14 protein-coding genes and 1 riboswitch are annotated in these 16,197 nt (G+C 44.1%); of the genes, 6 read left to right on the top strand and 8 right to left on the bottom strand.

Features of this window, described 5'->3' with window-relative positions; all coding sequences use genetic code 11:
- Window positions 1–24 precede the first annotated feature (24 nt).
- The gene (locus JOE49_RS11380) at window positions 25–792 is read right to left on the bottom strand and encodes a hypothetical protein (protein WP_209941199.1); all 768 of its coding nucleotides are present in this window, start codon (window positions 790–792) and stop codon (window positions 25–27) included.
- Between the two features lie 223 nt (window positions 793–1,015).
- Complete coding sequence (locus JOE49_RS11375; RefSeq protein WP_165176511.1) at window positions 1,016–1,171, bottom strand: hypothetical protein; 156 nt, start codon at window positions 1,169–1,171, stop codon at window positions 1,016–1,018.
- Window positions 1,172–1,485: 314 nt separating this feature from the next.
- Here JOE49_RS11375 and JOE49_RS11370 point away from each other — a divergent pair, with 314 nt between their 5' ends.
- From JOE49_RS11370 to queF, 6 genes are all read left to right on the top strand, one after another.
- Complete coding sequence (locus tag JOE49_RS11370) at window positions 1,486–1,926, top strand: SH3 domain-containing protein (RefSeq protein WP_023987365.1); 441 nt, start codon at window positions 1,486–1,488, stop codon at window positions 1,924–1,926.
- 25 nt (window positions 1,927–1,951) lie between these two features.
- Window positions 1,952–2,656, top strand: a complete 705-nt coding sequence (locus tag JOE49_RS11365) for an AIM24 family protein (RefSeq protein WP_013309110.1) — start codon at window positions 1,952–1,954, stop codon at window positions 2,654–2,656.
- A 79-nt stretch (window positions 2,657–2,735) separates the two neighbouring features.
- Window positions 2,736–2,779: riboswitch (PreQ1 riboswitch) on the top strand.
- Between the two features lie 134 nt (window positions 2,780–2,913).
- A complete protein-coding gene (gene queC / locus JOE49_RS11360) occupies window positions 2,914–3,597 on the top strand; it encodes a 7-cyano-7-deazaguanine synthase QueC (RefSeq protein WP_068938506.1) in 684 nt (227 codons plus the stop codon).
- A complete protein-coding gene (queD, locus tag JOE49_RS11355; RefSeq protein ID WP_053324813.1) occupies window positions 3,590–4,081 on the top strand; it encodes a 6-carboxytetrahydropterin synthase QueD in 492 nt (163 codons plus the stop codon). The genes queC and queD overlap by 8 nt, the downstream gene beginning before the upstream one ends.
- A complete protein-coding gene (gene queE / locus JOE49_RS11350) occupies window positions 4,074–4,937 on the top strand; it encodes a 7-carboxy-7-deazaguanine synthase QueE (RefSeq protein ID WP_209941198.1) in 864 nt (287 codons plus the stop codon). The genes queD and queE overlap by 8 nt, the downstream gene beginning before the upstream one ends.
- Window positions 4,938–5,217: 280 nt before the next feature.
- On the top strand, window positions 5,218–5,715 hold the full coding sequence (queF, locus tag JOE49_RS11345; protein WP_013309106.1) for a preQ(1) synthase: 498 nt from the start codon (window positions 5,218–5,220) through the stop codon (window positions 5,713–5,715).
- 113 nt (window positions 5,716–5,828) lie between these two features.
- On the opposite strand, the gene JOE49_RS11340 is transcribed toward queF, so the two are convergent.
- The 6 genes from JOE49_RS11340 to JOE49_RS11315 form a co-directional block, all read right to left on the bottom strand.
- Complete coding sequence (locus JOE49_RS11340) at window positions 5,829–6,662, bottom strand: helix-turn-helix domain-containing protein (protein ID WP_160789206.1); 834 nt, start codon at window positions 6,660–6,662, stop codon at window positions 5,829–5,831.
- A gap of 214 nt (window positions 6,663–6,876) precedes the next feature.
- The gene (locus tag JOE49_RS11335; RefSeq protein WP_160789205.1) at window positions 6,877–8,256 is read right to left on the bottom strand and encodes a glycoside hydrolase family 32 protein; all 1,380 of its coding nucleotides are present in this window, start codon (window positions 8,254–8,256) and stop codon (window positions 6,877–6,879) included.
- Complete coding sequence (gene bglX / locus JOE49_RS11330) at window positions 8,249–10,504, bottom strand: beta-glucosidase BglX (RefSeq protein ID WP_209941197.1); 2,256 nt, start codon at window positions 10,502–10,504, stop codon at window positions 8,249–8,251. Before bglX ends, JOE49_RS11335 begins: the two co-directional genes overlap by 8 nt.
- 18 nt (window positions 10,505–10,522) lie before the next feature.
- Window positions 10,523–11,929: a sucrose-specific PTS transporter subunit IIBC gene (locus tag JOE49_RS11325; RefSeq protein ID WP_076264421.1), complete on the bottom strand. Its 1,407-nt coding sequence runs from the start codon at window positions 11,927–11,929 to the stop codon at window positions 10,523–10,525.
- 269 nt (window positions 11,930–12,198) lie between these two features.
- Window positions 12,199–13,968 carry an acid phosphatase gene (locus tag JOE49_RS11320; RefSeq protein WP_209941196.1) on the bottom strand — a complete coding sequence of 590 codons (1,770 nt, stop codon included), beginning with the start codon at window positions 13,966–13,968 and terminating at the stop codon, window positions 12,199–12,201.
- Window positions 13,969–14,177: 209 nt separating this feature from the next.
- Window positions 14,178–16,169, bottom strand: a complete 1,992-nt coding sequence (locus JOE49_RS11315; protein ID WP_209941195.1) for a copper amine oxidase N-terminal domain-containing protein — start codon at window positions 16,167–16,169, stop codon at window positions 14,178–14,180.
- Between the last annotated feature and the right edge of the window lie 28 nt (window positions 16,170–16,197).

Raw genomic sequence — 16,197 nt, 5'->3', positions numbered from 1 at the left:
ACACAAATAAACTAGCATAATTGCCTATCTTAAAATATCATTTTCAGTAAAATGAACATCTCCTACCGATATTGCTTTATTAAAAATGACCTTAGAACTATACGCTGTGAATGAGACAAAAGTACCACTCCATTTATTGCGTATGGCCAGAATTAACTCGGCTTCCTGCAGGTAGTCCATGTCATCGCTTCTTGCTGCAAGTATAAGTAATTCATCTGCTTGTCTGGTAAGGATGAACGCCCCTCGCTCATATTCCCCTTTCTCGTACATACGCAATGCTTTTTTTACAATAGGGGACGTCTCATTCAGCTTTATGTATTTTTCCACCTTCGGGTTGGATGGAATGCTCAGCAGACCAAGATGATGCGTGAAATGGATATAGAGCTGGTCTGTCCGGATCAGCGTTCGCTTTTCCTGCGATGGCTTGCGCCAGCTCCACTCCACCATTCCAATCGTATGTCTTCCGGACGAGTGAGCCGGTATAGAAAACGTTAAAATAGCCTGTCTATATTTTCCCCGCCGTACATCACCACAGTGAACAAACATGCTATCTCCGTTTTCTGAGCGTTTAAAACCGAGCCTCACCCCTTCAGCTTTTAATAGACTTACCCCGTTTTCTGGAATGAACTGGAGTTGAAGGTCACATCCCGCTGCTTTCGGTATTAGATTTCCTTTTCTTTTACGTATAGCTCCATAGCCCCATTCTATCAGTAGATTTACTTGTTTGGACCCATTCGCAGATATAGACTCTTTGTCCCATGTGCACGTTACATTGAGCATTGACTTCACCACTGGTAAATTCCCCCTAAAAGAACATGTAACTCTAAATTAACAGTGTTATCTGACACTATATTGTCAGGGAACGTATGTTTGATTGTGAAAATTATACATGGGAATCTTTATGAAGGGGGACCTAGTTTGGTAAATAACATTTTAAACCATTTGAATTACATGAATGCGCAAAAATAGCCCGGCGTATGCCGGGCCATATTATAGTCTACTTCTATATTTAAACTTATGAGATTGTAGTTTCTGTTAAAGAAACATTCGTTTTTGTGCAAATATCAGATATAGGAGCAAAAGTAGTGCTATCTACGACGAGATCCTTTGATAACGGCTTTCCATTTACAGTGATTTTTAAAGTTTTATAGTTTTGTTCTCTCTCATTCATCTTGCAAAATCTCCTTTTATATCAATTTTTAATATATTTCAGTTCATTTATTCAACTTAAGCCCCTGATCAGGTGCGGATCGTTCTTTACTCGTATGCTGGGAAAAATGCCGGAATGTTGCCGCTTCCTTGATATACCCGTTTTAAGGTACACTTAAACTAATATATCGACTTTTTTTGAGGACATTTTCTTCATATTTATCGTCCGTTTATTCTAAAATCTGCATCCGAATCGTTATATTATACGTAACCATGTCATATGGGTAATGATCTATATCATCTAACATCTTGGTTTATCAAAAGGGGGAACATCTCTTGGCACGACCAACTTGTCGTTTTGCTTTGTACCGCCGCATTGTCTGCGCTGCTATAGCACTTTTGTTTATTTTTGGGATAACTCGTGTACCCGAAGTACATGCTGCTTATTGGGATGATGTGTACCAAGGCTTCGAGCAATTTTCGCGGTTGCCCGGTGATGTGTATCAGCTCAAGGAAAGCTACCGACAAACACAGGAGGATCTGGAGAAGGCCCGTAACAGCTTAGAAGCCTATCAAGAGCAAAACGCTCAATTACTGGAGCAAAACCGCAAGCTGACTGACACTGTCACAGAATTAAAAAATCTTCAAACCCAGCGCGATCAGGCTTCACACCGAAATAAAATGCTCATCATCACAGCTATAATTCTGCTGGCCGGTTATTTTATCGGTATCCGACTGTTGCGTTACGGGATGCGTCGACGTTCGGGAAGGTACTAACTGTCTGAAAGGATGAAAGGTCTGAATGGACATACAAGCAGGACAACACCATGATGAAAGCGTCGGTTCGGTCGTAACGCTCGATCTGGCGGAAGGAGAAAAGCTGCATGTTCTGCATCCGCAGCAAATCATCGCATACCGCGGACCCAGCTCAGGCCGTAGTGATAAACTGATGAATATTAAGGGCATGTATCGCAAACACAAACTGATTCAAGCCGATTTCACAGGAGCTTGTCGCCTAATTGCCGCACTTCCGCCTGGCTTTAGTCTAAAAATGATTAAGCTTGAAGGGAGCGATGATCTGTTATACGATTTTCGCAACCTGTTCTGGTACAGCTCCGGTATCCAAATGCGTACCAAGCTGCTAAGCATGAAAAACATGTTGTTTAGCCGCGATGTTATAAAAATGAAATTCGATGGTGTTGGTCAAATCGGTCTTTTGACGCAGGGATTGGTATGTCAAGAACAGCTTCATCCGACAGAGCCGATATATGTGGATGCAAGCAGCGTCATTGCCTATCCCGAAAACGCCAAACTGGAGTTGACCGTGTACGGCAACCATCTGGCCAGCCAGCATATGAACTATCATTTTAAAATGACCGGACAGGGTACCGTACTATTTCATGCTGGGGAACATCATCGGCGGCTTCAACAGGATATGAACGACGATGGCGTGATCAAGCGATTTTTACGGGAAGTCATTCCATTTGGTGGAGTGTTTATCAAATAGCCCTGCCATGCTATAATGACAATGCTATAGCCGTCTGTCCTCATGGCAGATACTAATGGAGAAAATCCATGCGTCATGCATGGGAGAGGTTCGCGAACTCCCTCTATAAAAAACTAACGATGCTTTGTCCTCCGCAAGAAAAATGAATTCGCGGGGCAAGGCCTGTTTTTTGTTGAAGTCGGTTCAAGAACTCTCCTTCTTCCAAGTGACAAGACTCCATGTCTTGCACCATTCCAAGAAGATCGAGAGGTTTTTTTATGTTTACAAACGAAAAAGCAGTCGTCGTATTCAGCGGCGGCCAAGACAGCACAACCTGTTTATTCTGGGCAAAAAAACATTTTGCTGAAGTAGAAACCGTGACGTTCGATTACGGTCAACGCCACAAGCAGGAAATCGAAGTAGCCGCTGGAATCGCCCGCGAACTGGGTGTTCCGCAAACGGTACTGGATATGAGCCTGCTTAATCAACTAGCCCCTAATGCCCTCACACGCACCGACATTGACATTACTCAACAGGAAGGCGAACTGCCTAGCACCTTTGTAGACGGTCGTAACCTACTGTTCCTGAGCTTCGCGGGAGTTCTCGCCAAGCAAAAAGGAGCGCGCCACTTGATTACAGGCGTTTGTGAGACGGATTTCAGCGGCTATCCCGATTGCCGGGATTCTTTTATCAAATCGCTGAACGTCACACTGAACCTTTCGATGGACTATCCCTTTGTGATTCATACCCCACTCATGTGGTTGAACAAAGCCGAAACCTGGCACATGGCCGATGAGCTGAAAGCTTTTGAATTTGTAAGAACACGTACACTAACGTGCTATAACGGCGTCATTGGCGATGGCTGTGGCGAATGCCCTGCTTGCAAACTTCGCCGTGCTGGACTCGAGCAGTATCTCGCGGTGCGCGGAGCTTCATCCCAAGGAGTTGAAGGTCATGCGTGAGCCAGGTACTTTTCGCATTGTCGACAAGCTCCAGCAGTTCGGAACAGACATTGAGCACTCTCAGCTGCGTTATCACCGCAAACGTGTACTAGTCAGCAAACAATTTACATTCGATGCAGCACATCATTTGCACTGCTACGAAGGCAAATGCAAAAATCTGCACGGACATACCTATATCGTCGTGTTTGGCATAAGCGGTATACCGGGCGAAACGGGTCTAACGCTGGATTTTGGTGACATCAAAACGATCTGGAAAGAGCGGCTTGAGCCTTTTCTGGACCACCGTTACTTGAATGAGACGCTTCCTCCAATGAATACAACGGCGGAAAATATGGTCGTCTGGATCTTTGAACAAATGGAGTCAGCCTTGACCTCGGATGCATACTGCAACCGTGTCGAAGGTGGACGTACCGAGTTTGTACGGTTGTTCGAGACACCTACCAGCTACGCCGAGTTCCGACGGGAGTGGATGCTCGATGAGTAATACCGTGACGACTCACCAACCTATGACAGCCTCCCACGGCACCAAACTAGCCCCTATTCCCGTACTAGAGGTGTTTGGTCCCACTGTTCAGGGCGAAGGTATGGTCATTGGTCGTAAAACGATGTTTGTTCGCACCGCAGGCTGCGATTACCATTGCTCGTGGTGCGACTCCGCCTTTACCTGGGACGGAAGCGCCAAGGACCAGATCCGTCGTCTGAGTGCCACTGACATTTGGCAGGAGCTGAAGGCCATCGGTGGCGAACGGTTTTCGCATGTGACTCTTTCTGGAGGCAATCCTGCCCTGCTACCGCAGCTTGGGGAGCTAATTACCCTGCTGCGCAGCCAAGGCATTGCTACCGCTGTCGAAACACAAGGCTCCCGTTGGCAGGAATGGCTGTACGATATCGATGAGGTAACCCTATCCCCGAAGCCGCCCAGCTCTGGTATGACGACCAACTGGGACGTGCTAGATGATATCGTCGCCCGTCTATCGAACCGGAAGATGGCTAGTGAGTCCCGAGCTACGTCCAACGTCCCAACCGCAACAGGCTTGAAGGAACCCGCTAATGAATCTGCGCGGCTCTATACCGGAGCTTGCAGCTTGAAGGTCGTCATCTTCGATGACACCGATCTTGCCTATGCCCGCATCATTCACGAGCGCTATCCACACGTACCGCTGTTCCTCCAGACGGGTAATCCAGATGTGAACACGGAGAACACCGGACAGATTGCGGAGTCCCTACTCCATCGTTATGAATGGCTTATCGACCGTGTCATGGACGATTCCCGACTAAACGACGTAAGAGTACTCCCGCAGCTCCACACCCTCGTATGGGGCAATAAACGCGGCGTATAACACTTATATGTAATATATTCCGTATGAGCTGTATGTGATACACAAGATACACCAAATTAGTCGAAGTACACCCTCGTCCGTGAGGACGGGGTTCTCAACAAGCTCGCTCCTTTTATAAAGGAGCGAGCACTATTCACTTCTGCCCCAACCAATATGTAAACGGGTAGGGACTTTATGGTGTTGACGGCGGTCGGAAGATCAAATCATTCGCGGAGCGACCTCCCCACCACCATAACTCCCTATCTCGTTTACCAAACCAAACTTAAGGAGCCTTATCCATATGACCGGAAGAACACCCGAAGAAATGACCGACGTTACCCTGCTTGGCAATCAAGGCACACAATACACGTTTGCCTATGATCCCGCCATTCTCGAAAGCTTTGATAATAAACATCCGTATCGGGATTATTTTGTAAAGTTCAATTGCCCGGAGTTCACCAGCCTGTGCCCGATTACAGGACAGCCTGATTTTGCAACCATCTACATCAGCTACATTCCCGATATTAAAATGGTAGAAAGCAAGTCCCTTAAGCTGTATCTGTTCAGCTTCCGTAACCACGGCGATTTCCATGAAGACTGCGTCAATATCATCATGAATGACTTAATTAAGCTGATGGACCCTCGCTACATTGAAGTATGGGGCAAATTCACGCCACGTGGTGGCATCTCTATCGACCCGTACACCAACTACGGCAAGCCAGGAACGAAGTATGAACAGATAGCGGAGCACCGTATGATGAACCATGATATGTACCCGGAAAAGATCGATAACCGTTAAGCTAATAACTCTCCTAACATAGCGTAAATATCAAGGGGTTGTCCTTAAGTCATCAAATGACTCAGGGACAACCCCTTGGTTGTACTGAAAGGATGCTGTGCATGCTCGTGGCGTTACACATTCAGATCAAATCTTGATTTTTTATATTCATAAGGTGTTTTACCCATAACTTCTCTAAAAGCCTTTCTGAAAGATTTCTCGTTTGGAAACCCGACCTCGTAAGAAATTTCTGTAAGTGACTTATTAGTTGAATCCAGTAAATCGATCGCCTTCTCCAAACAAAGAATTTGCTTGTATTCGGTAAACGTCTGGCCTGTATATTCATGAAACATTCGCGACAAATAAGCCTCCGAATAACCGCAGATACGGGCCGTTTTGGCCAGGCTAATATTTTCAGTATAATGCTCTTTAATAAAGTCCATGATTGTCTTTATCTTTCGTTGCTTTTCACTAAATACTTCCGGTGGAATGTCTGTTGCCTGACTAAAATGATTGACAAGCAAATATTTCAGTTCAATAATTCGGCTTTGCTCTAAAATGTAGTCGTATTTGCTTTTGGAAATATGTAGATCATATATATCCATAAACAATCCTCTTAATTTAGAGATTATAGTATCTTCAACTTGTTTCTCTTGCGTGTTTAACTGTATGATTACTTGTTCATTGGCAAAGAAAGTGTCTGGAAATTGCAGCACAATGACTTGGTTCTCCGTAATGCTCTGCGTGGAATGCGGGACATTGCTGTTAATGAATAGCGCATCCTTTTCCATCAAAATAGTTATTTTTCCTTCATGCCACACCTTTAGACTTCCACTTGTACAGTAGATCAACTCCATATTGCTGTGAAAATGCATAGGAATGACTCTTTCTGTATCTCTGGATTGGAACATAAAAAGGTTAATCATTTTTTTTCTGTCTATTTCGATATGTTCATATATTTTTTTCATCACCACACCTCATCAGCAGCCATGAGTGATCCATCTGTATTCTATATTAAGCAATAAACTCTTATACTAATACTCATACTATACCGATAGTAAAATGCCCGAACAAGCAGAATCTATTCAACGGACCAAAATAAAAAAGAAGGCAGTTCTTCCCGTAAACGGGATAATGAACAGCCTTCCTTAGCCTACTTGCAACTCGGCAAGCAAAAAAATGTTAACCTACACATTCCTGCAACTGATACATTCTAACTTCACCTACATTGTCTCCTGCCTCAAGCAATACATTGCGTTGGTCTGCATCTTCTATGAAATAACGCAGGGAAAACACTTCTTCACCCTCGTTAATAAATATTTCCAAGCTTGAGCTTTCAATGAATATTTGCATTTCTGCAAGCTTATTATTTAATGTTGCTTTTCTGTACTCCCTCTCGCCAGTCAACCAGTTTGTTCTCCAAACTGTCAGACTATTTTGTTCCCAATCATAGTCAATTTGCACAGCATCCCTAATGATCATTTTAAAGTTTTCTGTGAGTAAGGAAAAATGAACAATGAGCTCCGCTTGTGTAGAAGGCAGCACCCACTCACTACTACTTTGAATTTCCCCTTTGTAATGCATGCCATCCAGTCTTAACAATTGTAATTCCGGCAATGGTTTCTGGTACAACACACCGTTCATCAACACCATTTCTCTAGGAAGAGTCAACGCATGAACCCAGCCCTCCTGAATGGTCGGGACAGCCCTCTCCGCTTCTTCATTCATGGCGCTCATCCATCCGAACATAATGGTTCTCTCATTAACCTTAAATGATTGTGGCGCGTAAAAATCAAATCCTCGATCAAGCTCTTTAAAATCGGAAAGGTTGCCGTTAAATTTGCCTGTATTCGATAATTTGCCAACAATATAACCCGATTGATTAGGATTTTTATAATATTCGCCTCTCTCCGGTAAACCCTGAGGAGAGAAAACAAAAACATCATTTTCGGCAAAATGAAGTACATCTGGACATTCCCACATATATCCAAATTGATGATCATGATCAACAAATGATCCTTGGCATTCCCATTCGGACAAATTTTTAGATTTGTAGATAAGCGTATCTCCAGTCAAATCTTCTCTCTGAGCACCAACAATCAACCACCAGTTCCCGTGTTGGTCTCTCCATACTTTTGGATCTCGAACATGCCGGGTATAACCTTTGGGGTGCTCAAACAAGGGACCTATTTTTTGGAAATACTCCCCATCCTCCGAAATCGCGGCGCATTGATAGCTTTCTTTTACTCCATCATCTCGGATTACATTTCCTGTATAAAACAGATACAGCTTTTCATTATGAACAATGCCTCCGCCAGAATAAATGCCATCCTTGTCATACCATTCTGAAGGCTCCAGCGCGACACTTTTCCTTTGCCAGTGCACCAGATCGCTAGAAACAACATGGCCCCAGCATTTATTTTTATGCTCCGTTCCTTTTGGATTCCACTGATAGAACACATGATATTGATGATTGAAATAGGCAAGTCCATTAGGGTCATTGAGCAAACCGTAAGGAGGAGTAATATGATATTTCAGGTTATACGCGTCGCTTTTATTCATGCTCATCCTCCGGTAAAAAAACAAAACTAAAACTCAGCAAAATTTTCTGCGAGCTTGACCCGATATAAATATCAAATTCGCCAGGTTCACTTTTGTATTGCATTTCACGATCATAAAATTTAAGCATCTCTTCATGAATTGAAAATTCGACATTTTGGGTTTCGCCACTTTGCAAAAAAACTTTTTTAAAGTCTTTTAATTCTTTCACTGGTCTTGCAACACTTGCAAATTTATCGCGAATATATAATTGGATCGTTTCCTTTCCATCATAAATTCCAGTGTTGGTGACAGAAATACAGATATCAACTGACTCATTTTTTTTCATTTCTTTTTGGCTAATTGTTAATAGGCTGTATTCAAATGAGGTATAGGATTTACCATAGCCAAACGGATACAAGGGTTCATTCACTTCATCAATATATCGGGATGCAAACCGATAAGAACCATTTTCCTTTAAATTTGGTCTTCCTGTATTCAACTCATTGTAGGATATCGGAATTTGTCCAACGCTTCGTGGAAAGGTCATAGCTAATTTCCCCGATGGATTGACTTCCCCATACAGTATATTGGCCAGTGCTTCTCCGCCCATCGTTCCTGGATACCAGGCTTGGACAATAGCGTCAACTTTTCCGGCTACTTCGGTAAGAATCAAAGGTCTTCCGCTATAAACGATCAGAACCATCTTTTTGCCCAGTAAACTTAATTCATGGAGCAGTTTCATTTGCGGCTTAGGAAGCGTCGGGTTCGTTCGCGATCCCCCTTCTCCGCTCTGATAAATACTTTCTCCCAAGGCGAGGACAATGACATCCGCTTCGTTAGCATTCCGGATCGCTTCGCGCAGTAGGGCCTCCTCATCCACTGTTTCAGCAGCCAGCTTGTCCGCATATTTTCCAAGGGCTTCTCTCGCATTAGTGGGGAGCATATGCGCCCCTTTGCAAACCGAGAGATTGTCGGGATCAACATGCTTTAATAATCCCATTTTCAAATTGACGGTATCCGCCTCATCCCCCTTAATGGCCCACATACCCAGGGTGGAGTTTTCATCTGCGTAAGGACCGATTAAAGCTACTTTGGTATGTTTAGACAATGGCAGTAGTTGATTTTCATTTTTCAGCAAGACTACGGATTCTTCAGCCAAGGACAGCGCGGCTTTTTTATGTTCATCTGACAGAATACTGTTTCTCGACCGCTGAACGGTTTCCTGTAATCCGCGGAACGGGTCCTCAAAAAGCCCCAAATCATTTTTTAGCTTTAAAACACGGTATACAGCCTCATTCAAAAGCTCCAGCATATGCTCGTTATCCGATACTACTTTCTCCAATTGATTGGCATATATCGCTGTCTTCATATCCACATCAACACCAGCCAATAACGAAATCCTTGCGGCTGAAGCCTCGTCTTCAGCATAACCGTGCATGATCAGTTCTTCTATAGCGGCGTAATCCGAGATCAACACACCATTAAAGTTCATTTCTCGTCTTAGCACGTCGCGGTTAAGCCACTCGTTTCCTGTCGCAGGGACGCCGTTCAAGGTATTAAAGGCCGTCATAACAAGCTTTGCCCCCGCTTCGATTGCAGCTTGATACCCTGGTAAATAATATTCTCGCAGCGTATGCTCCGACATATCCACGGCGTTATACTCACGTCCAGCGACAGGTGCCCCATAAGCGGCAAAATGCTTGACGCAAGCGGCAATTTTATTGGCTGGTATGATCCCTTCCAAGTTTCTTCCCTGTATCCCCTGAACCATGCTTTCAGCGTATTTCTTCGCTAGCAAGGTATCCTCTCCGGGCGATTCCATCACCCGCCCCCAACGGGGATCTCTAACGATATCTACCATGGGGGAAAAGGTCACGTGAACACCTTCGTCGTAACATTCCTGGGCAGCAATCGAACCCGCATGTTCTATACCCTCATAATTCCAACTACATGCTTGTGCAATCGGAATCGGGAAGATAGTTCGATACCCATAGATAATATCTGCCATGAACAGCAGCGGAATTTTATGAATCGATTTTTCCAAATAATCCGTTTGCAACTGGATAATTTTTTCCGGATTAGTGATGTTCAATATGGATCCTGTGTTATATATATTGTAGCCGGCGTTTAACCCTAATTTTTTTAAAGGCCCTGTCACAACAGTGTCTATATCCCCTTCAAAAAAATCACCGGTCAGTTGGATGAGCTGGCCTATTTTCTCTTCTATTGAAAGGCTGTCCAATTTCTTAAGCAGTGTGTTGTTGTCCATGATTCTCCCCACATCATTTTATTTGTTATCTGTTTTTTCTTTAAACCCAAAGATCCACGTTAGCGAAAATGCTACAGCAAAGCCGATTACACAAACTAAAATGTAAAGAAATATCTGATTGTTCAGGTACAATAACATTCCAGGTAGGGCTGTAATCGACATACCCGTTGCTTGAATATTAAATATACGTGCGAAGAAACCACCAACCGCTCCTCCAATCAAGCCCATCATGAACGGTTTGCCATATCGAATGTTCACCCCAAAAATAGCGGGTTCTGTAATGCCCAACAACGCAGACAAGGTAGAAGGATAAGCAATGGATTTGGTTTTTACATTTTTAGATTTTAGACCAACAGCTAGCGCAGCACCCGCTTGTGCGCAAATCGACGCCGAACTGATCGGGTTCACCATATTCCAACCATTGCCCACTAACATCTGTATTTCAATCAGGTTTAAGGCATGGTGTAGTCCGGTAACTACAATAATCTGATTGATGCCACCGTAAATAAATCCGCCGATGCCGTATGGTAATTTCAAAATGGCGGTAACAGCCATTAATATTAAAGTTTCCACCTCGTGAAAAATGGGACCAATTACGAACAATCCCAGTACCAGTGTTATTAATAATGTCAAAAACGGTGTTAGAATTAAGTCCAATGCATCGGGGACTGATTTTCTGATTTTCTTCTCCAGCATCGCCCCCACGACACCTATTATGAAAGCAGGCAGAACCGAGCCCTGATAGCCTGCAATTTTAATGAATCCGAAAAACACTAGTGGTTCCTGAACTTTTTGGGCGACATCCCAGGATGTAGGCAACGAAGGACTCACTAACATTAATCCAATCAAAATCCCCAATAGCGGCGATCCACCAAACACCCGGAAGGCCGACCAACATACCAACACGGGTAAAAATGCAAAAGCCGTATCGGTCAATATTTGTGTAAACAATATGAAATTCGCAGAAATATGATCAGGCGTAAGTCCAAATAACTGGAGCAGTGCAGGCTGAGTTACTAAGCCTCTAACTCCCATGAATAATCCTGTAGCTACCAATGCGGGCATAATCGGAACAAATACATCCCCGAAAACTCGGATCATTCTTTTGAACCGATTATCATCTTGGGTGGAGGCCATTTCTTTCAAATCAGCCTTTGATGTAGCAGATATGCTTTGACCAACCATGGCATCGTATACTTTATTTACAGTACCGGTTCCAAAAATAATTTGATATTGCCCAGAGGTAAAGAAAACGCCCTTGGCCTTATCAATATTCTCAATAAATTCATCATCAATAATTTCTCTATCTTTTACAATCAGCCTCAGCCGTGTGGCACAATGTGCCATGGAAATAATATTGTCTTCTCCGCCAAGCCCTTTAATGACATCTTGGGCTATTTTAACGTATTCCTTTTCAAGACTCATCAGTCTCTTCCTTTCCTCTGTTCCTCTTAGTTAGTCTGAATCATTTGAAAATTTGATCAAATATGCTTCTTAAGAATATCATGACTGCGCTTTCAAACAGCGGGATTATTTTACTACATTAAGGTCAAATTTTGACCTTTTTATACTTTTGATTAATTATGATGAAACAATAAAGTGCACCCTAGAATACACACTGGAATAACCTTCTGGTTTATCCCCATGTATTTTAAAGGTGCACTTCAATTATTGTATAGAGAGTTAATTACGTTTTACTTAGTGACTTTCAACTGAGCACTGTCAGCTGTATAGAAAACCTTCACTTTATAATTGCTTGGTAAGCCTACTGTTTCAATCGAAGAAAATGCTCCATTCCGTTTAGCATAAGTTAAGATCGTAACACCATTAGCCGGTACATATTTGTTAGAAAAATTCAGACGTAATTTTCCGTTGAGTATAGCTGTTCCCTTCATTTTGAGCACATCATTTTTACTGCGCAGGTTAAGCTCAAGTGTTCCCTTGGCAGATTGTCTGTAATTTCCGCCAATAATCAGCTTTCCAGAAGCATTTTTAAGAAGAGTTCCCCCGTTATTCGTAATTCCACCACTTCCGAAAGCCGTTTCCGAAGTTCCTTCCAGAGTACCTTGTTCGATCTGTGTACCGCCGGAATACGTATTGTTGCCCATTAGCTTCAACGTACCTGTTCCCTTTTTAGTCAGCTTTCCAACGCCGGAGATATTGTTGCGCCAGCGATCCAGTGCATTGAAACCGCCTTTGGAAGCGTCCATATTTACCGCAACATTATTGGTGAAAGCACCGTAGCCATCCGCGGCGGAAAACAGGTTCAATCGTCCCCATCCCTCAGCATCATCAAGTACAGGATATCCGGAAGGAATCCCCGTGGTAGCCAAAACCCAACGACGTTGTGTGCTATCCAGGTAAGGCAAGCGTGTCTCCAATAGTACCTCAGCTCCCTTAGGCACTGTCATTGGCGTCGTAGTTGGATTAACCTGACTGAATCCGTATGTTAATCGTTGATTATAGTTTTTTTTGTTTGTGGCATAATTGCTGAACCGATCTGGAGCTGTACCTTTTTGAGACAGCAGTTGTTTGCGAGCATCCTGATAAGCCGCTTTCTTCAAGCTGCTATTGGCCGGATCAGACAGGATAGCAGCAGCCATCGCCGTTGCCATGACACGTCCTCCCATAACATCAAGCGGGGAGTGCATACCGGCAACAACACGGTTATTGCCCAGCTCCGAAGCTCGTGTCAGCAGTTCCTGATAACGCTCCGGCACGGCATAGGCCATAGCAATAGAACTGAGATACGCAGCATTGGTATGACCGCTAGGAAAGCCGCCATCGCTAGTAGCATCAGCTTTGAGAGCAGGAATAAGGCTCGGAACAACCACTGAGTTATCGCTCCAGCGAAACGGACGAGGATAGCTAAAGTAAGACTTAGCCGGGTTCGTCGTAGAGTATTCCCCGCGCAAGGTATTTACCAGATTTACGATGTTACCGAGATTGGAGCTTGTACTCCCTGCATTCGTTCCCTCATCTTCGTATTTCTTAGTCAGGGCATCTGCCGGAATGTCGTTGATCGTTGTCGTGGCACCTGCATTCTTTCGATATACATCAGTGAGCGAACCCAGACCGTCGATCACACTGTAGCTCTGGTTTCTGCGATCATCCAAATAAGCCGCATCGGCCTCACTGGAAGTGCGCCGGGCAGCTATATCAATCACTTTTTGAATATTGGCGTCCAGCACGCTAGTGTTTAGCTTGGTACCTGTATCCCAAGTAGCGCCGGGAGTCCAAAGCTTATTAAATTCGGAGAGCAACCCGAGGGTTGGATTAGAGCTTTCCGTCTTATTTACAGAACTATTATTTTTATAATGATCTACGAAATATCCCCACGACGGTTCTGTTGGAGTTACCGTTGTTGGTAGGGTTGCCGCACTCGCATAACTTCCACCTAGGGAACCTAGAAGTAATGGTAAAGATAGTAATGCAACTGATAGTGGTTTCCTTAGCGATTTCATTCTCAAATCAGATCCTCTCTTCTCTTGTGCTCTTCATACTTTCTCTACGAAGCTATTACCTATACAGCAAGTTGTATGACATAAAGAATCATATCTTAAGTTTGTTAAATAAAGAGCTTAGTTTTGTTAAATGAAAAAAAGGCATCCCAAGAGCCGTATATACGACTCTGGAGATACCTTGTTCAAACCGTTATAGAAAACCAGCTACCCTACAGCCATACTTCTATGACTTTGCCATTCACGAAAGCTACCGCCTTGAAATAAAGACTACGGTTGCCGTATACCCAGGCTTCGACTTGAGTTCCGTTTGAAGCAGCCCCCTTTTCTCTGACTGTTGGGTTTCCCCATGCGAACTGCACCTGCGTCGTATTCATGCCCAAGCTTACCTCATTATTTTTAATCTTGTTCCAGATGGCTTGCGACCATTGGTATTTCTTGTACGGATCGTAAGTCAGAAATTGATCGGAATCAGACAGCATTTGTGGAATGCGTGAAGCTCCGATGATGGAAAACGTGTCATAAGTTTCGCCATTGGCCCCCTGGAAAATAACTTCGTAAGATTTAACACCGTTCGGGTCCGTGCTGACTTCGATATCTTTAACTGTTACCTTGCCAAATCGATCTCCAGCGCTATAGAAGTTATTGACCCAATAGGTTTTGCCAATTAATTTGGACAGACTGCCCAGATCAATGGCTCTGATAATTTTTGCCGTTTCCGGCGTCTCAATGACCAGCTTGGTAGCGCCCACAGATAATTCTCCTTGCTGGCGGTCACGATTCCATTTGAATCCGCCCAACTTCAGATCGGTCAGTAATGTTCCCGGGAATACAACCTGTCCGTTAACCGTTTGAACCTTGCCCTTCAGTGCAACAGGTTTACCATTCACCATCGCGGTGGAGCTCCCTTTTTGGAGTACGATATTGTTTTTACCCAGCTTGATCGTAAAGGTCTGGTTCGCCACGGTAACAGATCCACCCAGCGTCTTGAACACAGACTGCATAGGCAAATACACATTGCCGTCCAGTATAGCCGCCCCGGTCAAGGTTTGATCGGACGATACCTTTAGTGTAAAAGAAGATGGTATTCCTTCGGTCTGCAGAGCTACGGATGTGCTTCCAATGCCCCTTACTTTGAGTGTACCCGAACCATTCTGCTGTAGCTCGGCAACCTGCGGTTTCTCTACTTCAATCTCACTAGCTTCGGGATGACGTGTTAGTCGATAACCGTTCGAATACGTCTCTTGTACATTTAATTGAATCGTATCGCCGATGGCAGCCTCTTTGGAGGTCGTCAACAAGGACATACCCGTTAATGTAGGCAAGCTCAGCGCAGTCGTGATCCCATCCTTATAGCCGACCCAAGAGCCATCCTTTAATTGTGCAAAAAGCTCGTCAGGCGAATCAACCAACCGTGCAACATTAGATAACCCGCTAAGCTGCACAGCTGGATATTTCTTCATTCGGTCATAGCTCCATACAGTCCCATCATGATGTACAGTAATCAAGACATGTGTACCTTTTTTCCATAAAATTGAAGAAATATCACTTCCCACTTCGCGTGGGGGTTCATTGGTCAGCATATCCAGCATCGTGACATGGCCATCTTCCTTAAGTACTGCAGCATACGCCGTACTCATTTTGATATCAAGCGCACCATCTACATGACCTATCTTGCGGGGCTTAGATTCTGCGTACCCTGTGGAATACCATACATCACCGGATCGAGTAAGAACCGTAAAATAGGTACTTACCTTATCACCATCTATAGCATCCGATATTCCCTCAACCTGTTCTCTTCCCCAGGAGATCGTCCCATCGGTTTTAATAGCCAAACCCTCACCTGTAATTTCTTTAACTCCTGAGGATTGAGCCGTCACTTTTGGGTCGGAGTTATCATCCCAGATGGCTACCTTCCCGTCCTCAGTCCAGCCATAATAACCTTGGCTCTCGTTTTTGCTGCCTGTAATGCCTTTCAAATTCAATTTCTCAATAACCGGGCCATCTATACTCTTTCTCCATAAAGAACCGTCATCCAGTATGTAGTTATTCCGGTCGATCACGTCTATAATTTTAGCGTTTTTCCAAGTGTTGTTCGTCGTTACATTTGCCGCTACTGCTGTTTCTCCAGTGTTTAACGTAGTTCCCACCACCGCTCCACATACCATGGATACTGCCAGCAAAATCTTCGCTGCTTTTCTCATCGTGGTTCCCCTTTTCTATCTATATTTC

Origin of the sequence: Paenibacillus sp. PvR133 (genome assembly GCF_017833155.1) — a bacterium.
In the GTDB taxonomy this organism is placed as follows: domain Bacteria; phylum Bacillota; class Bacilli; order Paenibacillales; family Paenibacillaceae; genus Paenibacillus; species Paenibacillus polymyxa_B.
Note: the sequence above shows the minus strand (reverse complement) of the source record. Positions and strands in the feature narration are given on the sequence as shown.